Origin of the sequence: Polaromonas jejuensis NBRC 106434, from assembly GCF_001598235.1 — a bacterium.
Classification (GTDB): domain Bacteria; phylum Pseudomonadota; class Gammaproteobacteria; order Burkholderiales; family Burkholderiaceae_C; genus Polaromonas; species Polaromonas jejuensis.
Genome location: NZ_BCYO01000006.1, coordinates 128,133 through 153,166 on the forward strand (window position 1 = coordinate 128,133; position 25,034 = coordinate 153,166).

Annotated in this window: 27 protein-coding genes and 1 tRNA gene; 15 read left to right on the forward strand and 13 right to left on the reverse strand. The window is 61.8% G+C overall.

Annotated elements, in window-relative coordinates; genetic code table 11:
• Positions 1-143 precede the first annotated feature (143 nt).
• Genes ugpB through ugpQ form a run of 5 tightly spaced genes read left to right on the forward strand, consistent with a single transcriptional unit; the run spans position 144 to position 5,030 of the window.
• Positions 144-1,454 carry a sn-glycerol-3-phosphate ABC transporter substrate-binding protein UgpB gene (ugpB, locus tag PJE01S_RS09565; protein WP_068833165.1) on the forward strand — a complete coding sequence of 437 codons (1,311 nt, stop codon included), beginning with the start codon at positions 144-146 and terminating at the stop codon, positions 1,452-1,454.
• A 19-nt stretch (positions 1,455-1,473) separates the two neighbouring features.
• Entirely contained in the window at positions 1,474-2,358 is an 885-nt protein-coding gene (gene ugpA / locus PJE01S_RS09570; RefSeq protein WP_068833167.1) for a sn-glycerol-3-phosphate ABC transporter permease UgpA, read from the forward strand.
• Positions 2,359-2,370: 12 nt separating this feature from the next.
• The gene (ugpE, locus tag PJE01S_RS09575; protein ID WP_068833169.1) at positions 2,371-3,222 is read left to right on the forward strand and encodes a sn-glycerol-3-phosphate ABC transporter permease UgpE; all 852 of its coding nucleotides are present in this window, start codon (positions 2,371-2,373) and stop codon (positions 3,220-3,222) included.
• 23 nt (positions 3,223-3,245) lie between these two features.
• Positions 3,246-4,265, forward strand: coding sequence for a sn-glycerol-3-phosphate import ATP-binding protein UgpC (locus PJE01S_RS09580; protein WP_068833171.1), 1,020 nt, complete (start codon positions 3,246-3,248; stop codon positions 4,263-4,265).
• Between the two features lie 18 nt (positions 4,266-4,283).
• Complete coding sequence (ugpQ, locus tag PJE01S_RS09585; RefSeq protein WP_068833172.1) at positions 4,284-5,030, forward strand: glycerophosphodiester phosphodiesterase; 747 nt, start codon at positions 4,284-4,286, stop codon at positions 5,028-5,030.
• A gap of 9 nt (positions 5,031-5,039) precedes the next feature.
• Here the strand turns inward: ugpQ and PJE01S_RS09590 are convergent, their stop codons facing one another.
• On the reverse strand, positions 5,040-5,330 hold the full coding sequence (locus tag PJE01S_RS09590) for a hypothetical protein (protein WP_068833174.1): 291 nt from the start codon (positions 5,328-5,330) through the stop codon (positions 5,040-5,042).
• 115 nt (positions 5,331-5,445) lie between these two features.
• On the opposite strand from PJE01S_RS09590, the gene hemA reads away from it, so the two are divergent.
• From hemA to grxD, 4 genes are all read left to right on the forward strand, one after another.
• A complete protein-coding gene (gene hemA, locus PJE01S_RS09595) occupies positions 5,446-6,735 on the forward strand; it encodes a glutamyl-tRNA reductase (RefSeq protein WP_068833175.1) in 1,290 nt (429 codons plus the stop codon).
• Between the two features lie 101 nt (positions 6,736-6,836).
• Positions 6,837-7,958: a peptide chain release factor 1 gene (prfA, locus tag PJE01S_RS09600; protein WP_068833176.1), complete on the forward strand. Its 1,122-nt coding sequence runs from the start codon at positions 6,837-6,839 to the stop codon at positions 7,956-7,958.
• Between the two features lie 85 nt (positions 7,959-8,043).
• On the forward strand, positions 8,044-8,895 hold the full coding sequence (gene prmC / locus PJE01S_RS09605) for a peptide chain release factor N(5)-glutamine methyltransferase (RefSeq protein WP_068833178.1): 852 nt from the start codon (positions 8,044-8,046) through the stop codon (positions 8,893-8,895).
• Positions 8,896-9,073: 178 nt separating this feature from the next.
• Positions 9,074-9,394, forward strand: coding sequence for a Grx4 family monothiol glutaredoxin (gene grxD / locus PJE01S_RS09610; RefSeq protein ID WP_068833180.1), 321 nt, complete (start codon positions 9,074-9,076; stop codon positions 9,392-9,394).
• Positions 9,395-9,437: 43 nt separating this feature from the next.
• On the opposite strand, the gene PJE01S_RS09615 is transcribed toward grxD, so the two are convergent.
• The 9 genes from PJE01S_RS09615 to PJE01S_RS09655 all read right to left on the reverse strand — a co-directional run bounded on the left by PJE01S_RS09615 (position 9,438) and on the right by PJE01S_RS09655 (position 16,531).
• Positions 9,438-9,713 (reverse strand): hypothetical protein, encoded by a 276-nt coding sequence (locus PJE01S_RS09615; protein WP_068833182.1) that lies wholly within the window; start codon positions 9,711-9,713, stop codon positions 9,438-9,440.
• 53 nt (positions 9,714-9,766) lie between these two features.
• Positions 9,767-9,982, reverse strand: coding sequence for a DNA gyrase inhibitor YacG (locus tag PJE01S_RS09620; protein ID WP_068833184.1), 216 nt, complete (start codon positions 9,980-9,982; stop codon positions 9,767-9,769).
• 35 nt (positions 9,983-10,017) lie between these two features.
• A complete protein-coding gene (gene zapD / locus PJE01S_RS09625; RefSeq protein ID WP_068833186.1) occupies positions 10,018-10,773 on the reverse strand; it encodes a cell division protein ZapD in 756 nt (251 codons plus the stop codon).
• A 43-nt stretch (positions 10,774-10,816) separates the two neighbouring features.
• Positions 10,817-11,428, reverse strand: a complete 612-nt coding sequence (gene coaE / locus PJE01S_RS09630; protein WP_068833188.1) for a dephospho-CoA kinase — start codon at positions 11,426-11,428, stop codon at positions 10,817-10,819.
• 4 nt (positions 11,429-11,432) lie between these two features.
• Positions 11,433-12,284, reverse strand: a complete 852-nt coding sequence (locus tag PJE01S_RS09635) for a prepilin peptidase (RefSeq protein ID WP_068833190.1) — start codon at positions 12,282-12,284, stop codon at positions 11,433-11,435.
• Positions 12,284-13,501, reverse strand: coding sequence for a type II secretion system F family protein (locus tag PJE01S_RS09640; protein ID WP_068833191.1), 1,218 nt, complete (start codon positions 13,499-13,501; stop codon positions 12,284-12,286). The genes PJE01S_RS09635 and PJE01S_RS09640 overlap by 1 nt, the downstream gene beginning before the upstream one ends.
• Positions 13,502-13,586: 85 nt before the next feature.
• Complete coding sequence (gene pilB, locus PJE01S_RS09645; RefSeq protein ID WP_068833193.1) at positions 13,587-15,323, reverse strand: type IV-A pilus assembly ATPase PilB; 1,737 nt, start codon at positions 15,321-15,323, stop codon at positions 13,587-13,589.
• A 133-nt stretch (positions 15,324-15,456) separates the two neighbouring features.
• A tRNA-Pro gene (locus PJE01S_RS09650) sits at positions 15,457-15,533 on the reverse strand.
• Positions 15,534-15,547: 14 nt separating this feature from the next.
• Positions 15,548-16,531: a polyprenyl synthetase family protein gene (locus PJE01S_RS09655; protein ID WP_068833194.1), complete on the reverse strand. Its 984-nt coding sequence runs from the start codon at positions 16,529-16,531 to the stop codon at positions 15,548-15,550.
• Positions 16,532-16,703: 172 nt separating this feature from the next.
• Here PJE01S_RS09655 and rplU point away from each other — a divergent pair, with 172 nt between their 5' ends.
• The 4 genes from rplU to proB all read left to right on the forward strand — a co-directional run bounded on the left by rplU (position 16,704) and on the right by proB (position 19,733).
• Positions 16,704-17,015 (forward strand): 50S ribosomal protein L21, encoded by a 312-nt coding sequence (gene rplU / locus PJE01S_RS09660; protein ID WP_068833196.1) that lies wholly within the window; start codon positions 16,704-16,706, stop codon positions 17,013-17,015.
• A gap of 37 nt (positions 17,016-17,052) precedes the next feature.
• Positions 17,053-17,310: a 50S ribosomal protein L27 gene (gene rpmA, locus PJE01S_RS09665; RefSeq protein WP_068833198.1), complete on the forward strand. Its 258-nt coding sequence runs from the start codon at positions 17,053-17,055 to the stop codon at positions 17,308-17,310.
• Positions 17,311-17,418: 108 nt separating this feature from the next.
• Positions 17,419-18,504 (forward strand): Obg family GTPase CgtA, encoded by a 1,086-nt coding sequence (gene cgtA, locus PJE01S_RS09670; RefSeq protein WP_068833200.1) that lies wholly within the window; start codon positions 17,419-17,421, stop codon positions 18,502-18,504.
• Positions 18,505-18,596: 92 nt separating this feature from the next.
• Positions 18,597-19,733, forward strand: a complete 1,137-nt coding sequence (gene proB / locus PJE01S_RS09675) for a glutamate 5-kinase (protein WP_068833202.1) — start codon at positions 18,597-18,599, stop codon at positions 19,731-19,733.
• Between the two features lie 29 nt (positions 19,734-19,762).
• Here the strand turns inward: proB and PJE01S_RS09680 are convergent, their stop codons facing one another.
• Complete coding sequence (locus PJE01S_RS09680) at positions 19,763-20,275, reverse strand: CNP1-like family protein (protein ID WP_068833204.1); 513 nt, start codon at positions 20,273-20,275, stop codon at positions 19,763-19,765.
• A complete protein-coding gene (locus PJE01S_RS09685) occupies positions 20,272-20,967 on the reverse strand; it encodes an RNA pyrophosphohydrolase (RefSeq protein WP_068833206.1) in 696 nt (231 codons plus the stop codon). Before PJE01S_RS09685 ends, PJE01S_RS09680 begins: the two co-directional genes overlap by 4 nt.
• Positions 20,968-21,070: 103 nt before the next feature.
• Between PJE01S_RS09685 and PJE01S_RS09690 the strand changes: the two genes are divergently transcribed.
• A complete protein-coding gene (locus PJE01S_RS09690; RefSeq protein ID WP_068833208.1) occupies positions 21,071-22,813 on the forward strand; it encodes a proline--tRNA ligase in 1,743 nt (580 codons plus the stop codon).
• Positions 22,814-22,840: 27 nt separating this feature from the next.
• Complete coding sequence (locus PJE01S_RS09695) at positions 22,841-23,515, forward strand: lytic transglycosylase domain-containing protein (RefSeq protein ID WP_068833434.1); 675 nt, start codon at positions 22,841-22,843, stop codon at positions 23,513-23,515.
• 103 nt (positions 23,516-23,618) lie between these two features.
• Here the strand turns inward: PJE01S_RS09695 and paeA are convergent, their stop codons facing one another.
• Positions 23,619-24,938 carry a polyamine export protein PaeA gene (gene paeA / locus PJE01S_RS09700; RefSeq protein WP_068833209.1) on the reverse strand — a complete coding sequence of 440 codons (1,320 nt, stop codon included), beginning with the start codon at positions 24,936-24,938 and terminating at the stop codon, positions 23,619-23,621.
• Positions 24,939-25,034: the final 96 nt, after the last annotated feature.

Sequence of the window (25,034 nt, forward strand, 5' to 3'; positions counted from 1 at the left end):
CAGCGCAGCATTTGCCGACACGGCGCCAGAATGCCCCCATGGAAACCCTGCTTGTTCAGGAAACGCCAAATCGTTTTAATCAGTCTGTCACAAATTATTTTTAGACTGCTTCGTTTGCTCTCGCGCACCAACCAGGAAATTCAATGAAAAAACGTTTATCCACGCTCGCCTTGGCCGTATGCGCCCTGGCCGCGCCGCTGGCCAGCCAGGCCCAGACCGAGATCCAGTGGTGGCACGCCATGGGCGGCCCGCTCGGCGAATGGGTCAACGACCTGGCCAAGGGCTTCAACGAGAGCCAGAAAGAATACAAGGTCGTGCCCACGTTCAAGGGCACGTATGACGAGTCGATGCCGGCCGCGATCGCCGCCTATCGTGCCGGCAACGCGCCCAACATCCTGCAGGTCTTCGAGGTCGGCACGGCAACCATGATGGCCAGCAAGGGCGCCATCGTCCCGGTCTGGAAGATCATGCAAGACGCCGGGCAGAAATTCGACACTGCCGCCTACGTGCCCGCAGTTGGCGGCTACTACACCGCCTCGAACGGGCAGATGCTGAGCCTGCCGTTCAACAGCTCGACCACCGTCTTCTTCTACAACAAGGACGCGTTCAAGGCCGCTGGTCTCGACCCGAACAAGCCGCCTTCGACCTGGCCCGAAGTGACCCTGGCCGCCGCGAAGCTGAAAGCCAGCGGCAGCACCTGCCCGCTGACCATTTCGTGGCAGGGCTGGACCCAGCTCGAGAGTTTCTCGGCCTGGCACAACGTCGAGTTCGCGACAAAGAACAACGGCTTCGGTGGCACCGACGCGCGGTTGGTGTTCAACGGCCCGCTGCAGGTGCGCCACATCCAGAACCTCGCCAACATGGCCAAACAAGGGCTGTTCGTCTACAAGGGCCGCGGCAATGTGCCCGACGCGGCCTTCATTTCCGGCGAGTGCGCCATGTCGATGGGCTCGTCGAGCACCTATGGCCAGGTGAACAAGGTCGCCAAGTTCGCGTTCGGGTTCTCGCCGCTGCCCTACTACCCCGACGTGCCGGGCGCGCCGCAGAACACCATCATCGGCGGCGCCAGCCTGTGGGCGATGAGCGGCAAGCCGGCAGCCGAGAACAAGGGCGTGGCCGCGTTCTTCGCCTACCTCTCTAAGCCCGAGGTGCAGGCCGCCAGCCACCAGCGCACCGGCTACCTGCCGACGACGAAAGCGGCGTTCGAACTGACCGAGAAGTCGGGCTTCTATGCCAAGAACCCGGGCACCGACGTCGCGGTGAACCAGATGATCCGCAAGACCACCGACAAGTCGCGCGGCTTGCGTCTGGGCAATTACCCGCAGATTCGCGCCATCGAGGACGAAGAACTCGAGCAGGTCTGGGCCGGCAAGAAGACCGCGAAGGAAGGCCTCGATTCGGCCGTCAAGCGCGGCAATGAACTGCTGGCCAAGTTCCAGCAAGCCAACAAGTAACCGAGCCCGAGCAACGTACGTGGCCGTCGAAAAGAGAGTCGTCTTCCGTTCCCGCTGGCTCCCCTGGCTGCTGCTCGCGCCGCAAGGCGTGGTCATCGGGGTGTTCTTCTTCTGGCCCGCCGCGCAGGCGCTGCTGCAGTCTTTGCAGCAGACCGATGCGTTCGGCAGTTCGGTGGAATGGGTCGGACTCGACAACTTCCGGGCCCTCTGGAACGACCCGAAATACCTGGCATCGTTCGAGACCACCGCGGTCTTCTCGGTGCTCGTGGCCGGGCTGGGCATCGTTCTGTCGCTGCTGCTGGCTGTTTTCGCGGACCGCGTGGTCCGCGGCGCCACGCTCTACAAGACGCTGCTGATCTGGCCTTATGCGGTGGCCCCGGCGGTCGCCGGCGTGCTGTGGTTGTTCATGTTCTCCCCCAGCATCGGCATCGCGTCGTACTGGCTGCATGCGCTGGGCATCTCCTGGAACAGCCTGCTCAACAGCACGCACGCGATGGTCCTGATCGTGATGGCGGCCGTCTGGAAGCAGATCTCGTACAACTTCCTGTTCTTTCTGGCGGGCCTGGCGAGCATTCCGAAATCGCTGATCGAGGCCGCCGCGATCGACGGTGCGCACCCGTGGCGCCGGTTCTGGACGATCCAGCTCCCGCTGCTGTCGCCGACCACGTTCTTCCTGCTCGTGATCAACGTGGTCTACGCATTCCTCGAAACCTTCGCGATCGTCGACGCCGCGACCCAGGGCGGCCCAGGCACGGACACCTCGATCCTGGTTTACAAGCTGGTCTACGACTTCAAGGCGCTCGACCTCGGCGCCTCGGCCGCGCAGTCGGTGGTGTTGATGCTGATCCTCATCGTGCTGACCGTGGTGCAGTTCAAGTATGTCGAAAAGAAGGTGAATTACTGATGGAGACACCCCATGGTTGAGCGCCGTCCGACGCTGGGCATTCTCGCGCATGTGATCCTGATCCTCGGCGTAATTGTGGTCGCGTTCCCGGTCTATATCACCTTTGTGGCATCCACCCACACTACCGCAGAAGTCGTGCAGGCGCCGATGCCAATGCTGCCCGGCTCGCACCTGATCGAGAACTACAAGGCAGCGCTGCTGGGGACAGGCAATTCGCAGGGTTCGAACGCGGCAGTGGGCCGCATGATGTTCGTGAGCCTGGTGAGCGCACTGGTCATCACGATCGGCAAGATCGCGATCTCGCTGCTCTCGGCGTTCGCGATCGTCTACTTCCGCTTTCCGTTTCGCATGCTGTGCTTCTGGGCGATCTTCGTCACCCTGATGCTGCCGGTGGAGGTGCGCATCGGGCCGACCTACCAGGTGGTTGCCAGCCTAGGGCTGATCAATACCTTCGCGGGCCTGACGGTGCCGCTGATCGCTTCGGCGACGGCGACCTTCCTGTTCCGTCAGTTCTTTTTGACCGTGCCGGAAGAGCTGGCCGAGGCCGCGCGTATGGACGGTGCCGGGCCGATGCGCTTCTTCAAGGACATCCTGGTGCCGCTCTCGGCCACCAGCATCGCCGCGCTGTTCGTGATCCAGTTCATCTATGGCTGGAACCAGTACCTCTGGCCGCTGCTGGTGACGACCAACGAAAACATGTACCCGGTCGTGATCGGCATCAAACACATGATCTCGGGCGGCGAGTCGGCCAACAACTGGAACCTGGTGATGGCCACCGCGATGCTCGCGATGATCCCGCCCGCACTGGTCGTGCTGCTGATGCAAAAGTGGTTCGTCAAGGGTCTCGTGGACACCGAAAAGTAGACAGAGAGCGAAGAGAACCGACCATGGCTGCAATTTCCCTCAGAAACATCATCAAACGCTACGGCACCGGACCGAAAGCAAACCAGGTCATCCACGGCGTCAATGCCGAGGTCGCCGACGGCGAATTCATCGTCATCGTCGGCCCCTCGGGCTGCGGCAAATCCACCCTGCTGCGCATGGTGGCCGGCCTCGAAGAAGTCAGCGAAGGCGATATCGCCATTGGTGACCGGGTCGTCAACGATCTGGAACCCGCCAGGCGCGACATCGCCATGGTGTTCCAGAACTATGCGCTCTACCCGCATATGAGCGTGTTCGACAACATGGCTTACGGCCTGAAGATCGCCAAGGTGCCCAGGGAGGAGATCAAGACCCGCGTCGACAAGGCCGCGAAAATCCTCGAGCTCGGCCATCTGCTGGACCGCAAGCCGCGCGCCCTCTCGGGCGGGCAGCGCCAGCGCGTGGCCATGGGCCGCGCCATCGTGCGCCAGCCGCAGGTTTTCCTGTTTGACGAGCCGCTGTCCAACCTCGACGCCAAACTGCGCGTGCAGACGCGCCTGGAAATCCAGAAGCTGCACCGCGAACTCGGCATCACCTCCCTGTTCGTCACACACGACCAGGTCGAGGCCATGACGCTGGCCCAGCGCATGATGGTGATGAACGCCGGACGCATGGAGCAGTTTGGCACGCCGGAAGAGGTCTACAACCGGCCCGCCACTACCTTTGTCGCCAGCTTCATGGGTTCGCCGCCCATGAACCTGCTCAGGCGGGCGCCCAACGCCGACTTCGGCGGCAAGCCGGGAACCCTTCTGGGCATTCGACCCGAGCATCTGCAAGTCGCTGCCGCCGGCTGGGCGCTGCAGGTCGAAACCATTGAAATGCTGGGGGCCGAACGCCTGCTGTATTGCCGCATGGGCGACGAATCCGTGATTGTCCGCACCGACGAGAGCCTGTCATCCGCACCAGCCATAGGCGCCACCATTCACGTCACGCCGCGCGCCGACCGCCTGCACTGGTTTGACGCCGAAAGCGGAATGCGCCTGTAATTTCACAGGAAGACCATCATGCAGTCCACAGCCCCCTGGCCCTATCCGCGCTGGATCGCCCACCGCGGCGCCGGCAAGCTGGCACCCGAAAACACCCTGGCCGCTTTCAAACTGGGCGCCAGCCACGGCTACCGCATGTTTGAGTGCGATGTAAAACTGAGTGCCGACGGCGTGCCGTTTCTGTTGCATGACGCCACGCTGGAACGCACGACGACGGGCAAGGGCACGGGCGGCGCATTGCCCTGGAGCCAGCTGTCGCAACTCGACGCCGGTAGCTGGCACTCGCGCGCCCATGCCGGCGAGCCGCTGTCGAGTTTCGAGAGCATTGCACGCTACTGCCTGCACAACGGCTATTTCCTCAATATCGAGATCAAGCCCACGCCGGGTGTTGAACGCCACACCGGGGAGGTGGTAGCCGCGCATGCGGCCAGGCTCTGGAAAGACGCCGGAGTGCCGCCGTTGCTGACCTCCTTTAGCGTTGAAGCGCTGGAAGGCGCCCATGAAACCCAGCCGCAAATGCCGCGCGGCCTGTTGCTCGACGCCCTGCATAAGGGCTGGCTGGAGACCGCTCACCGGCTCGAATGCGTGGCTATCGTCTGCAATTACGCGCTGTGGGACCGCACCACGGTGGCACAGGCCCAGCGCGCCGGCTATCGCACCTTGAGCTATACCGTCAACGATGAATGGGTGGCCCGGCACCTGATCGAACTCGGCACCGACGGCATCATCACCGACCGGGTCGACCTGTTCAGCCCGGGTTTGTGAGCTTCTGGCTCAGGCCTTCCAGCCGCGCAGCAGCACCCACTGGCAAAGGGCTGCGCCCAGCACCAGCCCCGCATAGGTCAGCATTTTTCCATCATGGCCGAAGAACAGCAGCCCGGCTGTGAGGATGGCCACATTTACTATAAAAACAATAGCTACCTGCGTCCACCATGGCTGGCCTGCAGCTCTTTTTGACCTGAAAATCCCGAAAATGAGACGTGACAGCAGCACCAGCAGCAATGCCAGCACGGCGGCTGGCGCCATGAAGTTGAGCAGGTGGTTGGTCAGCAGATAAGCGGTCATGGCGGCGATCCGGACTTGTGGAGGGGGAATCCCCCCGCAAACGGCGGGTGAAAGCCCTCAAGGGTAATTGATCCAGGCCAAGACCCCTTGTCCGCATCAATTTTATAATCCACGAATGTCAGTCTGGACCCTGGGGCTAAACCATCACACGGCACCGCTCGATTTGCGCGGTCGCTTTGCCTATGCCGTGGACCAGATTGAGCCCACCTTGCGCGGCCTGCGCGCCTCCCTGGCACGTCAGCCCGAGGCAACGCTGCTGTCCACCTGCAACCGCACCGAGATTTATTGCGCCGGCGACTTCAACGATCTGGACCACACGCTCAACTGGCTGGCGCAGAGCGGCGGCGTCTCACCGGCCCTGTTGCGCTCGCATGCCTACACCCTGCAGGACGACCAGGCCGCGCGCCACGCCTTTCGCGTCGCCAGCGGCCTCGACTCCATGGTGCTGGGCGAGCCGCAGATCCTGGGCCAGATGAAAGAGGCGGTGCGTGCCGCCGAGGATGCCGGGGCCATGGGCAGCACGCTGCACCAGCTGTTCCAGCGCTCCTTCGCCGTGGCCAAGGAAGTGCGCAGCAGCACCGAAATTGGCGTGCACAGCATCAGCATGGCGGCGGCGGCCGTGCGCCTGGCCGGCCAGCTGTTTGAAGACCTGGGCGACATCCGGGTGCTGTTTGTCGGCGCCGGCGAAATGATCGACCTGGCCGCCACCCACTTTGCCGCGAAGAACCCGAAAGCCATGGCGATTGCCAACCGCACCCTGGAGCGCGGCGAAAAGCTGGCTGGCCGCTTCGGCGCCGAAGTCATGCGCCTGGCCGACCTGCCCGGCCGCCTGCACGAATTCGACGCGGTGATCAGTTGCACCGCCAGCACCCTGCCCATCATTGGCCTGGGCGCCGTAGAACGCGCGTTGAAGCTGCGCAAGCACCGCCCCATGTTCATGGTGGACCTGGCCGTGCCGCGCGACATCGAGCCCGAGGTCAAGGCACTGCCCGATATTTACCTCTACACCGTGGACGACCTGGCGCATGTGGTGAAAATCGGCAAGGACAGCCGGCAAGCGGCCGTGGCGCAGGCCGAGGTCATCATTGATGCCGGCGTGCAAAACTTCATGCATTGGCTGGACCAGCGCGGCACCGTGCCGCTGATCCAGCAGATCAATGCCCAAGCCGACACCTGGCGCGCCGCGGAAATTGCGCGCGCCAAAAAGCTGCTGGCCAAGGGCGAGCCCATCGATGCCGTGCTGGAGGCGCTGACCCGTGGCCTGACCCAGAAAATGCTGCACGGCACACTGGCCGAGCTGCATGCCGGCGACGCCAACAGCCGTGAAGCCACGGCCCAGACGGTCTCCCGGCTGTTCTTGCGCGGTCAGCCGCCCAAATCCGACCCCGACAACAAAGAGCGTTAGCGCCGGCCTTCGCCGTAGCGGCAGTCGCTGACTGCGCCCTCCTTGTTGGTGAATTCGCCGACGCCTTCTCCCGATTTTTTGCCTTTTGGCACCGCTGTCCCATGAAACCCTTTCTTCGCCAAACCCTGGACCGCCAGCTGCTTCGCCTGCATGAGCTGGACGCCCTGCTGTCCGCCAGCGACGTGGTCAGCGACCTGGAGCGTTTTCGCGCGCTGACCCGGGAACACGCCGAAGCCAGCGTGGTGGCCGAGCAATATCACCGGCTCACCAGCCGCGAGGCCGACCTGGCCAGCGCCGAGGGCATGCTGGCAGAAGCCAGGGACGACCCGGACATGGCGGCCATGGCCGAGGAAGAAATCACCGCCGCCAAGGCCGATATTGCGCAACTGGATGAAGCCCTGCAGCTGATGCTGATCCCCAAGGACCCGGACGACAAGCGGGCCGCCTTTATTGAAATCCGCGCCGGCACCGGCGGTGACGAATCGGCCCTGTTCGCCGGTGACCTGTTCCGCATGTACACCCGCTTTGCCGAGCGCAAGCGCTGGCAGACCGAGATCGTCAGCGAGTCGCAGAGCGAGCTGGGCGGCTACAAGGAGGTGGTGCTGCGCATAGACGGCGCCACCGACGCCATGGGCGTGGGGGTGTACGGCAAGCTGCGTTTTGAGTCCGGCGGCCACCGGGTGCAACGCGTGCCGGCCACCGAAACCCAGGGCCGCATCCACACCAGCGCCTGCACCGTGGCCGTGCTGCCTGAGCCCGACGAAGCCGTGGCCATCCAGATCAACCCGGCCGACCTGCGCATAGACACCTACCGCGCCAGCGGCGCCGGCGGCCAGCACATCAACAAGACCGACTCGGCCGTGCGCATCACCCACCTGCCGACCGGCATCGTGGCCGAATGCCAGGAGGGCCGCAGCCAGCACGGCAACAAGGCCCAGGCGCTCAAGGTGCTCACCGCCCGCATCCATGAAAAAGACCGCTCGGAGCGCGCCGCCAAGGACGCCGCCATGCGCAAAGGCCTGGTCGGCAGCGGCGACCGCAGTGACCGCATACGCACCTACAACTTCCCGCAGGGCCGGCTGACCGACCACCGCATCAACCTGACGCTGTACAAGCTGCTGAGCATCATGGAAGGCGATCTGGACGATGTGATTACCGCCCTGCAGGTGGCGCGCGGCGCCGAACAGCTGGCGGAGCTGGAGACGGCAAGCAACGGCGGCTGACTCTTTCATAAGTAAAACAAGCCTCCAGCCCAATCAGGACAAGCGCAAACAGCTACTCTTTCTATAGCAAACCAGAAATCACCGGATGAACCAACCCACCTGCGCGCAAGCCCTGGCCGCCGCCCAGACCCTGGGGCTGGAGCGGCTGGACGCCCAGTTGCTGCTGCTGCACGCGTTGGGCCGACCCGGCCATGCCCGCGCCTGGCTGCTGGCCCACGATACCGATGCGCTGACGGAAGATATCGCCCAGCGGTTCCGGGCGCTGTGCCTGCGCCGGGCCGGCGGCGAGCCGCTGGCCTACATCGTTGGCAACAAGGAGTTTTTTGGACTGGAGCTGCAGGTGGATGCCCGGGTATTGGTGCCGCGCCCGGACACCGAAACACTGGTGCAATGGGCACTGGACCTGTTGCAAACGCCCGGCCTGCCGCCGGCGCCGCAGGTGATTGACCTGGGCACCGGCAGCGGCGCCATTGCGCTGGCCATCGCCCACAGCACCGCATCGGGTGCGGCCCCCGCCAGGGTCGTCGCCGTGGATGCCAGCCCGGACGCGCTGGCCGTGGCCCGCGCCAACGCCCAGCGGCTGGGGCTGGACCTGCACTTCGTTCAAAGCCGCTGGCTACGGGAAGTTAGCGGAAACTTTCATGTCATTGTCAGCAATCCGCCCTATATCGCCAGCGCCGATCCCCATCTGGCCGCGCTGGCGCACGAGCCGCTGGAAGCCCTGGCAGCGGGCAGCGACGGGCTGGATGACATCCGGCAAATCGTGGCTCAGGCGCCCGGACACCTGCACCCCGGCGGCTGGCTGCTGCTGGAGCACGGCTACGACCAGGCGGTCGCCGTACGCGAGCTGCTGACCCAACACGGATTCGCGCAGGTTCAAAGCCGCCAGGATCTGGCCGGGATCGAACGCTGCTCAGGCGGGCAGTGGCCGGGCTAAGGCCGGTCAAAGCGACCAGGCCCCCGACAACCCCTTGCCCGGCAGCGGCCATCAAACGGCGGGATAATCAAGTGCTTGAATTCTGATTTTTCAGATTCCATGTAGCAGTCAATTGAACGCGGCCCGGGCGAAGCGCCAGTTTCTTGGCGACGCGGCGCCCATTTAGAAGGATTTCACCATGAGCGATACCCAGCAACGCATTGACGAGATCGTCAAATCCAGCGACGTTGTCCTGTTTATGAAGGGCACGGCCCAGTTTCCGATGTGCGGCTTTTCAGGCCGCGCCATCCAGGTGCTCAAGGCCTGCGGCGTGAACAAGCCCACGACAGTCAACGTGCTGGAGGACCCTGAAATCCGCAATGGCATCAAGGAATACAGCAACTGGCCGACCATTCCCCAGCTGTATGTGAAGGGCGAATTCATTGGCGGCTCCGACATCATGATGGAGATGTATCAGAACGGCGAACTCCAGCAGGTGCTGGGCACGCCCGCCGCCTGAGACGGCAACGCCCACTGAGGGCGTTGGCTTTAGCCGGCTACGCTCAGTTCGCGTAGCCTTCGCAGGCGCCGGCATTCACCCGGCCCTTGCACTCACGCTTCAGGCGTGCGCTGCGCTCCTTGGCGGTTTCCCCGGAACCGGGCATGAACTTGACCTTGCCCCCTTGGCCTGCCGCTTTGGTCTTGGCCGCCTTTTTCTTGGTCACTGTTTTTGCCGGCTGGTCCGTGGCTTCGGTCGAATGGGCCGGGATGCTGCCCACCAGGGCCACGGCCGCCACCATGAAAGCCAGTGCCGGCCGGATCAAGAAGTTTTTGGTCACAGTCCTCTCCCCCCTGTTGCTGAGCAGCGATTCATACCGCTGCTTGCCGAAATTTATTGCAATTTGGAACCGCCCAGCAGCTCATCGTCGGGCGGGGTGTCTGCCGGAAGGCGGAAGCCTTCGCTGGCCCAGGCGCCGAAATCGATGTTTTTGCAGCGCTCGCTGCAAAAGGGCCGGAATAGGTTGCTGGGCGCGTAGACGCTTGGACCGCCGCAACCGGGGCACACCACCATCTTGACGGGCGAGGGATCTTTATTCTCAGCAGACATGGTTTCAAAAAGCTTCAGAAAATCAGGCGCTCAACTCAGGAACACAGCGTCAGCTCGAAAATCGAATCATCGCTGCTGGCGTGCAGCCGGTCATCGCTTTGGTGGAGCATCAGGCGAACCGAAACCATCAGGCGGTTGCCGCTGATTTCCGGTATCAGCCCCAGCGCAGGATCAATGCGCAAACGCAGCAAATGAAAGGTACGCCCCTGAGGCAAGGTCTGCTGGTATTGCCCGGCGGGCGCCACCACTTTTTGCGGCGCACCGGAATCGCGCAAAAGCTTTAACAGCACGCGAATGGATTCCGCCAGCGGCACCAGCGGCGCCACCCAGCGCTGCAGGTCCTGCTGGCGCGCACCAGTACGCAGGTGCTGCCAGGCATAGTAGGCCGGCAGGTCAAACTCGCAGGTGCCGCCCGGAATGCCGACACGGCTGCGTATGCTCATGAGCCAGTCGTTTTCAGTCAATGACTGCCCGGCCTTGCCGGGCAAATTGTTCAGCGCCGCAAAGCACCCCTCGAGCTGCCCGGTGACGTCGTCAAGCACGGCTTCGGAAATCGCCGGGTTGCCGCGGTAGCCATTGAGGACATGCTTTTGCTTCTCCAGGTCCTTGAGCACGTCGGTCTTCAGATCCGCCCGCGCTCCCACGTCCATGATCTCGAAAATGGTCGTGATGGCGTAATGATGATCCGTCGGACTCTCCCGCTCCACCAGTTCGCCCAGTCGGCGGAACAGGTGCTCCAGTCGCAAATAGGTGCGTATGCGTTCGTTGAAGGGATACTCGTAAAGAATCACAGCGCTATTTTCGTCAACTTCATGGGGGATGTTTGTTTGCGCATCATAGCCCGAAGCTGACGGCCAATCGATGAACCATGCGCTCGAGCTCCTCCAGGGCCAAACCATCGTTATAAACACATATATCGGCGGCGGCCAGCCGCTGCGCACGGCTGGCCTGTCCGGCCATGACTTTCTCCACCGCCTCACGCGTCCAGCCATTGCGTGCCATGACCCGGGCTATCTGGGTGGCTTCGCTGCAATCCACCACCAGCACGCGGTCGACCTGCTGCCGCCAGCGTCCCGACTCCACCAGCAAAGGGACGTCAAAGACAATGCAGGCGCTGCCGGCTTTCTCCGCCACCCCGGATTGCCTCAGGGTTTCCTGGCTCACCAGCGGATGGATGATGGATTCCAGTTGCCGTCTGATGGCCGGATCGCTGAAGGCCAGCTGCCGCATCCGGTCGCGGTCCATGGCACCGTCTGCCGTGATGACATCATCCCCAAACTGCCTTGCCAGTTCTTTGATGGCAGCCCCGCCCGGTGCCGTGACCTGCCGGGCGATGGCATCGGCATCCACCAGGGTTGCGCCGCTGGCGACCAGCAGGCGGGCCACCGTGCTTTTGCCGCTGCCTATGCCGCCGGTCAGGCCAATGCGTTGAACGGCCCGGCGCATGGCCTTACAAGCCCACGAATTGCAGAATGGACCGGGGGCCAAAAATCAGGGCCGTGAACCCTGCCCCGGCCAGGAAGGGTCCGAAGGGAACATAGCCGCCCTCGCGCAATCCGCTGGAAAACTTCAGCACAATGCCGATGACGGCGCCGATCACGGACGCCATCAGAATCATCGGAATCAGCGCCGACCAGCCAAACCAGGCGCCCAAGGCCGCAAACAGCTTGAAATCGCCGTAACCCATACCTTCCTTGCCCGTCACCAATTTGAAAGCCCAGTACACCCCCCACAGGGAAAGGTAACCCGCAACAGCCCCCCACAGGGCCGTGTGCAAGTTGACCGCAGGGTTCCACTGCAATGCCGCCACGACCAAGCCGGCCCACAGCAGCGGCAAGGTAATGTCATCGGGCAACAAGGTGGTGTCCCAGTCAATCACAGCCAGTGCCAACAGCGCCGCCGAGAACCCGCACCACGCCAGCGCCATCGGCGACCAGCCCCAACGCCACACACAAAAGAAGAACAGCACGCCCGTCACCGCTTCCACGATGGGATAGCGCACGCCATAAGGCGTGCCGCAAACCGAGCATTTTCCCCTCAGGAACAGGTAGCTGAGGACGGGAATGTTCTCGTACCAGCGTATGACATGGCCGCAGCTGGAGCAACGCGAGCGCGGCACCAGCAGGTTGAACTTCTCGGCCGGCTCCGGTGGATTTTCAGCCAGCTCGGCGCATTCCTGCGCCCACTGCCGCTCCATCATCTTGGGCAAGCGGTAAATCACGACATTGAGGAAGCTCCCGATCAGCAAGCCCAGAACGCCGGCCAGCAGTGCATCGAGCTCTGGCGCCAAACCGGCCGCCATCAGACGACTTGACCCAACTTGAAGATGGGCAGGTACATGGAAACCACAATACCGCCAATCAGCGTGCCCAGAAACACGATGATGATGGGCTCCATCAGGCTGGACAGGCCCGCCACCATTTCATCGACTTCCGCTTCATAAAAATCGGCGGCCTTGCCCAGCATATGGTCCACCGAGCCGGATTCCTCCCCAATCGCGCACATCTGCAGCACCATGCTGGGAAACAGATTGGCGTTGCCCATGGCCGTCGTCAGGCTGGTACCCGTCGAAACTTCCTGCTGGATTTTTTGGGTAGCGTCTGCGTACAGGGAGTTACCCGATGCGCCGCCCACGGAGTCCAGCGCCTCCACCAGCGGCACACCGGCCGCAAACATGGTGGAAAGTGTGCGGGTCCAGCGGGCAATGCAGGATTTCTCAATCAGGGGGCCAAACACAGGCACCTTGAGCAAGAGCCTGTCCATGAATTTCTGCATTTTCTCGTTGCGTTTCCAGGCCTGCATGAAAAAGTACAAGCCCCCGCCGATACCGCCAAAAATCAGCCACCAGTAGGCTACAAAGAATTCGCTGACCGCGATCACAAACAGCGTGGGTGCGGGCAGATCGGCGCCAAAGGAGGAAAACACGCTTTTGAAGGCGGGAATCACAAAAATCATGATCACCGCAACCACCACAAAGGCCACGACGACCACGGAGATGGGGTACATCAGGGCGGACTTGATTTTCGACTTGATGGCCTCGGTCTTTTCCATGTAAACCGCCAGGCGGTCCAGCAGGGATTCCAGAATACCGGCGGCCTCGCCCGCCTCGACCAGGTTGCAATACAGCGCATTGAAATACAGCGGGTATTTGCGAAAAGCGGCGCTTAAAGAAGTCCCCGTCTCCACGTCTGTGCGCACGTCGTTGAGCAGCTTGGTCACGCTGGCATTGGGATTGCCGCGGCCTACGATGTCAAACGACTGCAGCAGGGGCACGCCGGCCTTCATCATGGTGGCCAACTGGCGGGTGAAAATGGCAATGTCCCTGGGTTTGATGGACTTGCCGGAGCGCATGCTGCGCTTCTTGATCTTGACCGGCAACACGCCCTGCCGGCGCAGGGATGCCTTGACCTGATTCTCGCCGGAAGCCCGAATCTCGCCGCGAACCTGTTTCCCCCCGCGGTCCTTGCCCTCCCACTCGAAAACAAATTCCTTGACGCCCTTGGATGCTGCAATTGCCATGATGTCTTCTCGTTTTATGGATGGTCTTCAGACCATGCCCCTGTCACAGTCATGTCCCAATATCCGGACTTTTAAGCGTGTCGGTTTATACATTGGTGCATCCCAAAACCTCTTCCAGCGAGGTCATGCCCAGTTTAACTTTGTGCAAACCGGACTGACGCAAGCTTCTCACCCCTTCAGCTTCTGCCTGGGCCGCGATCTCCAGCGCACTGCCATCGCGCAGGACGATTCTTTGAATCTCTTCGGAAATGGGCATGACCTGGTAAATGCCCACGCGCCCCTTGTAGCCGTTGGTGCACATGGAGCAACCCACGGGACGGTACGGCGTCCAGGATCCGTCGACCTCCTCTTCTTGGAAGCCAGCTTCCAGCAAGGTTTCGCGGGGAATATCTGCCGGGGTCTTGCAGTTGAGACAAAGGCGCCGTGCCAGGCGCTGGGCGGTGATCAAAATCACGCTGGAAGCGATATTGAAGGGTGCGATGCCCATATTGCGCATACGCGTCAGCGTGGTGGGCGCATCATTGGTGTGCAAGGTCGACATCACCATATGGCCGGTTTGGGCGGCCTTGATGGCGATATCGGCTGTTTCGATGTCGCGAATCTCGCCAACCATGATGATGTCGGGGTCCTGCCGCAGGAAGGCCTTGAGCGCGACGGAAAACGTCATGCCCGCTTTTTCATTCATGCTGACCTGGTTGACGCCGGGCAAAGTAATTTCGGCCGGATCTTCCGCCGTCGCAATGTTGACGCCCGGTTTGTTCAGGATATTGAGGCAGGTGTAAAGCGACACGGTTTTGCCGGAGCCAGTGGGACCGGTGACCAGGACCATGCCATAAGGTCGCTGAATGGCAGCGAGCAAGCGCTCTTTTTCAACCGGCTCATAGCCCAGGGCATCAATGCCCAGTTTGGCGCTGCTCGGATCCAGAATACGGATCACGATTTTTTCGCCATACATGGTCGGCAAGGTGCTGACCCGGAAATCGATGACGCGATCCGGACCCACCTTGAGCTTCATCTTGCCGTCTTGCGGCACCCGCTTCTCCGAAATGTCCAGCTTGGAAATCACCTTGATACGCGCCGCCAGTTTTTCCTTGATGGCCACCGGCGGGGACGCAATTTCACGCAGCTCACCGTCGACACGAAAACGGACGCGGTAGGTATGCTCGAAGGGTTCAAAGTGCAAATCGGACGCCCGCATGCTGAAGGCATCCAGCAGCATTTTCTGCAGGAATTTGACGACTGGTGCATCGTCAACTTCGGAAACGCCAGCATCATTTTCTTCGGCGGCCGCCGCGTCTGCCGAGGCTTCATCAAATTCGAAATCATCACCAATGATGCTTTCCATGGCCTCGGCCGCGGAGGTGGTGGAAGCCTCTACCAGTTTGGACAGCTTGTCATACTCGGCGATGACCCAGTCCACGCCCATCTGGGTGGAAAACTTGATCTTTTCCGCGGCCTCCTGATCGGAAGGATCGGCCGTCGCAACAATCAGGCGGTTGTTTCGCTTGCTCAGAACAACAATGCGGTAGGTGGCGCAAATCTTGTTATCGAGCAGCCCCTTGGGCAAACGCTGAACATCGATAGCGGCAAGGTCCAGCAAGGGCGCAGCGAAGGCGGTGGACATGGTATGGGCCAGGTCAAACGCAGACACGGCGCCGGAGCCCGTCAGTTCCGCGATGAAGCTGGTGCGGCCGCTTTGCGCCTTGCGGAAAATGTCTTCAGCAGCCTTTTGGCCCAACTTTCCGGCCACCACCAATGCCCGGCCCAAACCAGGCAGAGCCATGGCGGACGGTTGGTTGATAGCGGTATCGACAGCGGCCATGGTTCTCCGGATTTAGCTCAAATGACTATCATCGCCTATAGACATGTAGGTGTAAATCGAAACCACCCCTGGCTGCCCCCTGGCGTTGGAACTATGCGAAGAAACGCACACAAAAGCTGACTATAAGAAGAGTTGGTCGGGGTGAGAGGATTCGAACCTCCGGCCTCTACGTCCCGAACGTAGCGCTCTACCAGGCTAAGCTACACCCCGCCTTGACCCACTCGTCAGGAGCGCCTCGCCAATAATTGGGAAGCCAATTGCTCCAAGGCATTACTGTAAGGGTTTTGCGGCAATGCCTGCAAGGCATTCAATGCGCGTTGCGCTTCCGCGGCAGCGGCAGCCCGGGTGGCCTGCAAGGCGCCGGTCTGTTGCACGATGGCAATGATTTGCATCATCTGGTCCGTCCCGCCCGTCTCGATGGCCTGGCGTATGGTGGTGCGTTCAAGCTCGGTGCCTCGCTGCATCGCGATGATGAGGGGCAGCGTCACCTTGCCTTCACGCAGGTCATCGCCCAGGTTTTTCCCCATTTCCGCAACATCGCCGTCGTAGTCCAGCACATCATCAATGACCTGAAATGCGGTGCCCAGCGCCTGGCCATAGTCGGCGCAACTTTGCTCCACGGCAGGCGAAGACTGCGCCAGCAAAGCCGCCAAACGGGCGCTGGCCTCAAACAGTTTGGCGGTTTTGGAGCGGATCACACGCAGGTAACCGGCTTCGTCGAGCGAGGCGTCGTGCGTGTTCATGAGCTGCTGGACCTCCCCTTCAGCAATCACATTGGTGGCCTCCGCCAGCGTTTGCATAACGCGCATGTCACCGGCGTCCACCATCATCTGAAAGGCCCGGGAATGCAGGAAATCTCCCACCAGCACGCTCGCCGGATTGCCAAAAGCCTCGTTGGCGGTAGGACGGCCGCGGCGCAGCGTGGACTCATCGACCACATCGTCATGCAGCAAGGTCGCGGTGTGGATGAACTCCACCACGGCAGCCAGGTTGTGACGCTGATCGCCCCGGTAGCCCAGGGCCCCGCACATCAGCAATAGCAGAGAGGGCCGCAGGCGCTTGCCGCCGGCCGCAATGATGTACTGCGCTACCTGGCTGACGAGTGACACTTCGGTTTTCAGGCGACGATCGATCACCGCATCCACCTCGCGCATGTCGTCAGCAATCAGGGCAAGGGCGGCAGCGGTATTTGAAGAATTGGCAGACAAAGACGGTCCAGATGTTGTGTTTCGACAGATTATAGAAAAAGCCCACCCTTTCCCCGGCCGGCTACCCTCCGGATACCGCGCAAAACCGCCCGGCTGGTCATTTTCAGCCCATCGTGCTAGAATATTGGGCTCTGTGGAAATCCGTCCGCAGAACTCACAAACGAGGTCTCACATGTACGCGGTCATAAAAACCGGTGGCAAACAATACAAGGTTGCTGCTGGAGAAAAAATTAAAGTAGAACAGATTGCTGCGGACGTAGGCCAAGAGATCGTTATTGACCAGGTATTGGCTGTCGGAGAAGGCAGCTCGATCAAGGTTGGTACGCCCTTGGTGTCCGGCGCAACTGTCACAGTCACTGTCGTGGCTCACGGCAGGCACGACAAAGTGCGCATTTTCAAAATGCGCCGTCGCAAGCACTATCAGAAACGCCAGGGTCACCGGCAGAACTTCACTGAACTGCAAATCGGCGCTATTGCTGGTTAAAGCCGGTTAAGCAGTTAAGTACCAGGAGTAACGAAAAATGGCACAGAAAAAAGGCGGCGGCTCTACGCGAAACGGGCGTGATTCACAGCCCAAAATGCTGGGCGTCAAGAAATTTGGCGGCGAAGTCATCAACGCAGGCAGCATCATTGTTCGCCAGCGCGGCACCAAGTTCCACCCAGGCGTCAATGTCGGCATCGGCAAAGACCACACCTTGTTTGCACTGGTTGACGGCGCAGTGTCGTTTTCCTTCAAGGGTGCGCTGAACAAGCACACCGTCGACGTGACGCCGGCGTAAGCTGATCACTTCGATGGCATCGAAGCCCCGACCCGTCGGGGCTTTTTTGTTTGTAAACTATCTTCGGGCGCCGCGACTACACCGCTCTACCCTTACCCCCATCCCATCATGAAATTTGTTGACGAAGCTTATATTGACATTGCCGCTGGCGATGGCGGGAGTGGCTGCGTCTCATTCCGTCACGAAAAATACAAGGAATTCGGCGGGCCGAACGGCGGTGATGGCGGGCGTGGCGGCCATGTTTATGCGGTGGCAGACGTCAACCTGAACACCCTGGTGGATTTCCGGTTTTCGCGTCGCCATGAAGCGCGCAACGGCGAGCACGGCATGGGCTCCGACATGTTTGGCGCCAAGGGCGATGACATCATCCTCAAAATGCCCGTCGGAACCATCCTGACCGACGCCGAGACCGGCGAAGTTCTCTATGAACTGCTGGTGCCCGGTGAACAGGTTCTGATTGCCAAGGGCGGCGACGGTGGTTTTGGCAATTTGCGCTTCAAGAGCTCCACCAACCGCGCGCCGCGCAGCAAGACTCCGGGCTGGCCCGGCGAGCGCAAGAGCATCAAGCTGGAGCTGAAAGTGCTGGCCGACGTGGGCCTGCTGGGCATGCCCAACGCCGGCAAATCCACCTTCATTTCGGCGGTTTCCAACGCCCGGCCGCGCATTGCCGACTACCCGTTCACCACCCTGCACCCCAACCTGGGGGTGGTGCGCGTCGGTCCCGAACAAAGCTTTGTGATCGCCGACCTGCCCGGCCTGATCGAAGGCGCCTCCGAAGGCGCGGGCCTGGGGCACCTCTTTTTGCGGCACCTGCAGCGCACCCGCCTGCTGCTGCACATCGTGGACCTGGCCCCCTTTGACGAGGGCGTGGACCCGGTCGCCCAGGCCAAGGCCATTGTGGGCGAGCTCAAAAAGTACGACGAGGCGCTGTACCAAAAGCCCCGCTGGCTGGTGCTCAACAAACTCGACATGGTGGATGCTGACAAGCGCGCTGCCGTCGTCAAGGATTTCGTCAAGCGCTTCAAGTTCAAGGGCCCGGTGTTCGAAATCTCGGCACTCACCCGGGAAGGCTGCGAACATCTGGTCAAGGCGATTTACCAGCATGTCCAGGTGGTGCAAAAAAGCGAGCAGCCCGTGGAAGAAATCGATCCGCGATTTGCCGAGCTGCCACCTGAACCGCCAGTTTCCGGTTAATTCCCCCGGTAAACCGCGCAACGGTGTTTGCTATATAAAAAATAGCTACCTGCGCACGTATTCATTGGGCTAGAGCCTAAAAAGTACAGAAAATGCAAGAAATGACCGGCTCCCCTGTTCTGCGCAACGCCAAGCGCATTGTGGTCAAGGTGGGCTCCAGCCTGGTGACCAACGAAGGCCGCGGGCTGGATGCCGCCGCCATCGGCCAATGGTGCGAGCAGCTGGCCGCCCTCGTCAAGGACGGACGCGAGGTGATCATGGTCAGCAGCGGCGCCATCGCCGAGGGCATGAAACGCCTTGGCTGGACCGCCCGCCCCAAAGCCATCCATGAGTTGCAGGCCGCCGCCGCCGTGGGCCAGATGGGACTGGCGCAGGTCTACGAAACCAAATTACGCGAAAACGGCATTGGCAGCGCGCAGGTGCTGCTCACGCACGCCGACCTGGCCGACCGCGAGCGCTACCTCAATGCCCGCTCTACCCTGCTGACCTTGCTGCAACTCGGCGTGGTGCCGGTCATCAACGAGAACGACACCGTGGTCAACGACGAGATCAAGTTCGGCGACAACGACACCCTGGGCGCGCTGGTGGCCAATCTGGTCGAAGCCGACGCCCTGGTCATCCTGACCGACCAGAAGGGCCTGTACACCGCCGATCCGCGCAAGGACCCGGCGGCCCAGTTTGTGCACGAAGCCAAAGCCGGCGATGCGGCCCTGGAAACCATGGCCGGCGGCGCGGGTTCGAGCATCGGCAAGGGCGGCATGATCACCAAGATCCTGGCCGCAAAACGCGCCGCGGGCTCAGGCGCCTCCACGGTCATTGCCTGGGGCCGCGAATCCCAGGCGCTGATCCGCCTGACCCAGGGTGAGCCTATCGGCACGCTGCTGGTGGCGCAAACCCAAAAGATGCAGGCCCGCAAGCAATGGATGGCCGATCACCTGCAAATGCGCGGCTCGGTCACCGTGGATGCAGGCGCTGTGAGCAAGCTGCAGGGCGAAGGCAAGAGCCTGCTGCCCATTGGCATGACGAGGGTGGAGGGCGATTTTTCGCGCGGCGACGTGATTGCCGTCCTGGACACCGGCGGCGTGGAAATTGCACGCGGCCTGGCCAATTATTCGAGTGCCGAAGCCCGGCTGATCTGCCGCAAAGCCTCGTCGGAATTCGAAAAATTGCTGGGCTACACCGGCGAGCCCGAAATGGTGCACCGGACCAACCTGGTCCTCAGCCGCTAGGCCGTCACGCCGCGGGAGCGCCAGCCTCCTTAATACGCCGTTCCCGAATTCGGGCTTTTCAGTCGCTTGACCAGGCTCTGGACCGACGTCGCCGGCGCGGCATTGTCACACGCACCCGCCTTGGCAAAGCGCAAGGCATGTTTGGACGGCATGTTGCCATACATGGAGCGCCACTCGGGATTGCTCACCGCATTCCAGTGGCCCTCCGGTGAATAACGGGCATAGGTCTTGAACTCCCCTGTCGCGCAGCGTATGCCTTCGTACATCACATTTCTGGCGCCACTCGCACTGCTGGCCACCATCACATAGCGCACGATACCGTCGCGGCTGGAAATGTGAATGCTTGCCGGATCGACGCCAAAGGTCAGCGACGAATTGGGCGACGCGTCCAGCAAAATCAGCTTGCCGACATCGAAGGCCGGTGGCGGAGGGACTTCAGCCTCCGTCCACTCGGGGTCATCCCCCGCAGGCTGGGCCCAGACCGAGCTGCTCACACCGAGCAAAAGCGCCAGGGAAACGGCAAAAGCCGGTTTGAAATTCATGTTTTGGTCATCCGGGGATCCGCATCCAGGCCGGTTTGCGGATCAGGTTCAAAGGTGGCGCCAGGGGGCAGCTCAAAGGACGCGCCCATTCTGGGCATGTAGGGGCGCGCCGGCGCATTCGCCGGCCGGGGGCCGGCTTCGCCGAGCTGGCAGACCGCCTGATCGCGCTGGTGCAGGCCGCTGCGCAAATAGCGGTTGCGATGGTCGGGGCGGGTGTCAAACCGAGGCACAAAGCGCGCCAGCTCCGTCAGGGCCAGCTCATAGACGCCGCGCTTGAATTCCACGACCACATCGAGCGGCACCCAATAGTCGTTCCAGCGCCAGGCGTCAAACTCGGGGTGGTCTGTTGCGCGCAGGTTCAAATCCCAGTCGTGACCGACCAGTTGCAGCAGGAACCAGATCTGTTTCTGGCCTTTGTAATGTCCACGCGCATCGCGGCGGATAAACCGGTCAGGCACCTCATAGCGCAACCAGTCCCGGGTACGGGCAATCACCTGCACATGTTGCGGCATCAGCCCCACTTCCTCATGCAGCTCGCGGAACATGGCCTGCTCGGGATTTTCGCCCCGATCAATGCCACCCTGCGGAAACTGCCACGAGTGGGTACGGATACGTTTGCCCCAAAATACCTGACTTCTCTGGTTGAGCAAGATGATGCCGACGTTGGGCCTAAAGCCGTCCCGGTCAAGCATAATCAAACCTCAAATTTTTTAAACTGAGTCCATTATGCACAGCGAAGGCCCCTGAGCCAAGCGCACAGCACGACTCCAGTCCCCAAACGCAGAAAAATAGCCCATGAAAGCCTCCCAGTTCTTCATTTCCACCCTCAAGGAAGCGCCTGCCGACGCAGAAGTCGTCAGCCACCAGCTCATGATGCGAGCCGGCATGATCAAGAAACTGGGCGCCGGCATTTACAGCTACATGCCCATGGGCCTGCGCGTGATCCGCAAGGTCGAGGCGATTGTCCGCGAGGAAATGAACCGCGCCGGCGCGATAGAAATGACCATGCCGGTGATCCAGCCAGCCGAGTACTGGCAGGAAACCGGCCGCTTTGAAAAAATGGGCGCCGAACTGCTGCGCATCAAGGACCGCCATGGCCGCGATTTCGTGGTCCAGCCGACCAGCGAGGAAGTCATCACCGACGTGATGCGCCAGGACATCAAGAGCTACAAGCAGCTGCCCAAAAACCTGTACCAGATCCAGACCAAGTTCCGCGACGAACGCCGGCCGCGCTTCGGCCTGATGCGCGGGCGCGAGTTCACCATGAAGGACGCCTACAGCTTTGACCGCGACCAGGCCGGCGCCAAGGCCAGCTACCAAGTCATGGCGCAGGCCTACCGCCGGATTTTTGACCGCTTTGGCCTGACCTACCGCGCCGTGGCCGCGGACAGCGGCGCCATCGGCGGCGATTTGAGCGAGGAGTTCCAGGTGATCGCCGCCACCGGCGAGGACGCCATCGTCTATTGCCCCGGCAGCGACTACGCCGCCAACATGGAAAAGGCCGAAGCCCTGGCGCCCGCCGGCCCCCGCCCTGCCGCGTCGCAAGCCATGGCCAAAACCGCAACCCCGGGCAAGGCCACCTGCGCCGATGTGGCCGAGCTGCTGGGCATCCCGCTGCAAACCACCGTCAAGTCGCTGGTGCTGGCCACCGACCAGACCAACGAGGCCGGTGAAGTGGTCAAAACCCAGGTCTGGCTGCTGCTGCTGCGCGGCGACCATGACATGAATGAAGTCAAGGTCGGCAAGGTGCCCGGCCTGGCGGCGTTCCGCTTTGCGACCCTGCCTGAAATTGAAGACCACTTTGGCTGCCAACCCGGCTACCTGGGGCCGCTGGACCTGAAAAAGCCGGTCAAGCTGGTGGTAGACCGCGAGGTAGCCGCAATGGCCGACTGGGTCTGCGGCGCCAACGAAGAGGACTTTCACACCACCGGTGTCAACTGGGGACGCGACCTGCCCGAGCCCGAACTGGTGGCCGACCTTCGCAACGTGGTGGCGGGCGACCCTTCCCCCGACGGCAAGGGTGCACTGGCGATTGAACGCGGCATCGAGGTCGGCCATGTGTTCTACCTCGGCACCAAATACAGCCAGGCCATGAATGCCACCTTCCTGGGCGAAAACGGCAAGCCGCAATTCATGGAGATGGGCTGCTACGGCATTGGCATCACGCGCCTGCCAGCCGCCGCGATTGAGCAAAACCATGACGAGCGCGGCATCATCTGGCCCGACGCCATTGCGCCATTTACGGTGGTGCTGTGCCCCATCACGCCCGATCGCTTCCCGGAGGTCAAGGCCGCCGCCGATAGGCTCTACGAGCAGTTGCTCGCGGCTGGCGTGGACGTGATCCTGGATGACCGCGGCGAGCGTCCCGGCGCCATGTTTGCGGACTGGGAGCTGATCGGTGTGCCGCACCGCATCACCATTGGCGACCGCGGCTTGAAAGAGGGCCATATCGAATACCAGCATCGCCGTGATTCGGAGTCCAGCAAGGTCGACGCTGCCGGCGTGTTCGATTTCCTCAAGGGTAAACTGGCACTCTAAGCTGGCATGACGCCGCCCGACTGCCTCATGACACAGCCGGCGCCCGGCCTCCTGGCGCCAGCGACTGCGGCGAAAATTTCAAGAAGAAAGTGCCTGCAGTCCCTATCTGCCGGGTGCATTCCGCTATTATTTTCAGAGCAAGCCAGCGCCGGCGCACAGGTCGAAGAGCCGCTGATGGATGCCGTGCGCACGGCACTGAGCTCGGCCGTGGCCAACCAGGCGCCGCCGCTCCCCGAGTTCAAGGACACCGAAAGCCGGCTGGCCTACCTGCGCTGGCTGGGCGCCATGAGCGAGCGCCTCAGGAAGAAGAAACCGGAGTGGCAAATCCGCAAGGAATTTCTGCAAACCGTCTGGTACGAAAGCAAGCGTGCCGGCCTCGACACCACGCTGGTGCTGGGCCTGATCCAGGTCGAAAGCAATTTCCGCAAGTTCGCCGTGAGCAGCGTGGGCGCTCGTGGCTACATGCAGGTCATGCCCTTCTGGACACGCCTGATTGGCGATGGCGATGCCGGCAAGCTGTTTCACATGCAGACCAATTTGCGCTTCGGCTGCGTGATCCTTCGCCACTACCTGGACCGGGAACGCGGCGACCTGTTCATGGGCCTGGGGCGCTACAACGGCAGTCGCGGCCGAGCGCCCTACCCGGAAGCGGTGTTTGCGGCGCAGCGCAACTGGCTGTTTGATGGCCGCGCTGCGGGCTGAACAGACTTGTTGATCCGGCCGTCTATCCGGTTCGACCAAGCCTGACCAGGCCCTTCCAGCCAGATCAGACAGTCTCACAGGCGCTGGCTGCCACCGGCGGTATTCAGGCAGCTGTCACGGCGGCGGCAGCAGCGCTCTCGGAAATGCGCGACACCATGACCTGGTCAATACGGTAGCTGTCAACGTCGAGCACCTCAAACTTGTAGCCGCCCCAGATCACGCTGTCGGTGCGCCGGGGCACGCGGCGCAGCATCACCATCAGAAAACCGGCCAGCGTCTCGTATTCTTCGGCGTGAGGCAGGTGGTCTAGCGCGAGCGCGCGCAACACCAGCTCGATGGGCGTCACGCCATCAATCAACCAGGAGTTCTCGTCGCGCCGCACAATCTGCTCCTCATCGAACGGGGATACCAAATCGCCCATCACGGTGCTCATCACATCATTGAGCGTGACCACGCCGACCACCAAACTGTATTCGTTGACGATGACCGCGAAGTCTTCATGCACCTGACGAAACTGCTCCAGCACTTCGGACAGCGTCAACCGGTCGGGCACGATCAGCACCTTGCGAACCAGGCTGTCGTCGGCCAGTGAAATGGGTTGATTGTTGAGCACGCGCTGGAACAGATCTTTGGCATCGACGTAGCCAACGACATGGTCGATATCGCCCTCGCACACCGGGTAGGTTGAAAACGGCTCGGCCGCAATGCGCAGCCGGATCACGGAGTCCGGTTCGTCGCGCAGGAAGAACGCAATGCGATCTCGCGGCGACATGGCACTGCCCACGGTGCGCGTGTCAAGTTCAAACACATTCGTGATCACCTGCTGCTCGCGCGCGGCCAGCACACCGGCGATGGCGCCGGCCTCCATCATGGCGAGGATGTCGTCGGAGGTAATGCGGTCATCCCGCAGCGAGGACAGGCCGAAGAGGCGGAACAGGGCGTCTGCGCAGCGGCTGTAAAACCATACCAAGGGGCGCAGCATGGTCATGCAGATGGCCATGGGCTGCGACACGTGCATGGCCAGGCGTTCGGGCGTGGCCATGCCCAGGCGTTTGGGAAACAGATCGGAAAACAGGATGAACAGCGAAGTGACGATCAGGAACGAGCTGAGAAACCCGGCCGTCTGGGCAGCGGCCTCGCCCAGCCACAGGCCAAAAAAAGCGCTGAAGTTCGGGCTTAGAACGCCTTCGCCGACGACGCCGCCCAGAATGGCGACAGCATTCTGCCCGATTTGCACCACCGTGAAATAGTCGCCCGGCTGCTCCTGGACGCGCAGCACGCGTTCAGCGCGCGCGTCACCATCATCGGCCATCTGGCGCAAGCGAAGTCGGCGTGAGGCCGCGAGTGAAATCTCGGAAACGGAAAAAAAGGCGCTGGCCACAATCAGGAGGCCAATGATGAAAAGACTTTGGTACAGGGTCATGAGGAATTGCCTGTGCAGTGCCAGCCGAACCTTGAGTGTAGCTGCGCGCCATGCCGCCCGGCCAGGCCGGCTTTACAGCCAACGCACGCGAAAATG

Bases quoted from the DNA above. Each gene is read 5' to 3' on its own strand.
- ugpB (WP_068833165.1), top strand. From the start codon at position 144: ATGAAAAAACGTTTATCCACGCTCGCCTTGGCCGTATGCGCCCTGGCC.
- ugpE (WP_068833169.1), top strand. From the start codon at position 2,371: ATGGTTGAGCGCCGTCCGACGCTGGGCATTCTCGCGCATGTGATCCTG.
- PJE01S_RS09580 (WP_068833171.1), top strand. From the start codon at position 3,246: ATGGCTGCAATTTCCCTCAGAAACATCATCAAACGCTACGGCACCGGA.
- ugpQ (WP_068833172.1), top strand. From the start codon at position 4,284: ATGCAGTCCACAGCCCCCTGGCCCTATCCGCGCTGGATCGCCCACCGC.
- PJE01S_RS09590 (WP_068833174.1), bottom strand. From the start codon at position 5,330: ATGACCGCTTATCTGCTGACCAACCACCTGCTCAACTTCATGGCGCCA.
- hemA (WP_068833175.1), top strand. From the start codon at position 5,446: ATGTCAGTCTGGACCCTGGGGCTAAACCATCACACGGCACCGCTCGAT.
- prfA (WP_068833176.1), top strand. From the start codon at position 6,837: ATGAAACCCTTTCTTCGCCAAACCCTGGACCGCCAGCTGCTTCGCCTG.
- prmC (WP_068833178.1), top strand. From the start codon at position 8,044: ATGAACCAACCCACCTGCGCGCAAGCCCTGGCCGCCGCCCAGACCCTG.
- grxD (WP_068833180.1), top strand. From the start codon at position 9,074: ATGAGCGATACCCAGCAACGCATTGACGAGATCGTCAAATCCAGCGAC.
- PJE01S_RS09620 (WP_068833184.1), bottom strand. From the start codon at position 9,982: ATGTCTGCTGAGAATAAAGATCCCTCGCCCGTCAAGATGGTGGTGTGC.
- coaE (WP_068833188.1), bottom strand. From the start codon at position 11,428: ATGCGCCGGGCCGTTCAACGCATTGGCCTGACCGGCGGCATAGGCAGC.
- PJE01S_RS09635 (WP_068833190.1), bottom strand. From the start codon at position 12,284: ATGGCGGCCGGTTTGGCGCCAGAGCTCGATGCACTGCTGGCCGGCGTT.
- PJE01S_RS09640 (WP_068833191.1), bottom strand. From the start codon at position 13,501: ATGGCAATTGCAGCATCCAAGGGCGTCAAGGAATTTGTTTTCGAGTGG.
- pilB (WP_068833193.1), bottom strand. From the start codon at position 15,323: ATGGCCGCTGTCGATACCGCTATCAACCAACCGTCCGCCATGGCTCTG.
- rplU (WP_068833196.1), top strand. From the start codon at position 16,704: ATGTACGCGGTCATAAAAACCGGTGGCAAACAATACAAGGTTGCTGCT.
- rpmA (WP_068833198.1), top strand. From the start codon at position 17,053: ATGGCACAGAAAAAAGGCGGCGGCTCTACGCGAAACGGGCGTGATTCA.
- cgtA (WP_068833200.1), top strand. From the start codon at position 17,419: ATGAAATTTGTTGACGAAGCTTATATTGACATTGCCGCTGGCGATGGC.
- proB (WP_068833202.1), top strand. From the start codon at position 18,597: ATGCAAGAAATGACCGGCTCCCCTGTTCTGCGCAACGCCAAGCGCATT.
- PJE01S_RS09680 (WP_068833204.1), bottom strand. From the start codon at position 20,275: ATGAATTTCAAACCGGCTTTTGCCGTTTCCCTGGCGCTTTTGCTCGGT.
- PJE01S_RS09685 (WP_068833206.1), bottom strand. From the start codon at position 20,967: ATGCTTGACCGGGACGGCTTTAGGCCCAACGTCGGCATCATCTTGCTC.
- PJE01S_RS09690 (WP_068833208.1), top strand. From the start codon at position 21,071: ATGAAAGCCTCCCAGTTCTTCATTTCCACCCTCAAGGAAGCGCCTGCC.
- PJE01S_RS09695 (WP_068833434.1), top strand. From the start codon at position 22,841: ATGACACAGCCGGCGCCCGGCCTCCTGGCGCCAGCGACTGCGGCGAAA.
- paeA (WP_068833209.1), bottom strand. From the start codon at position 24,938: ATGACCCTGTACCAAAGTCTTTTCATCATTGGCCTCCTGATTGTGGCC.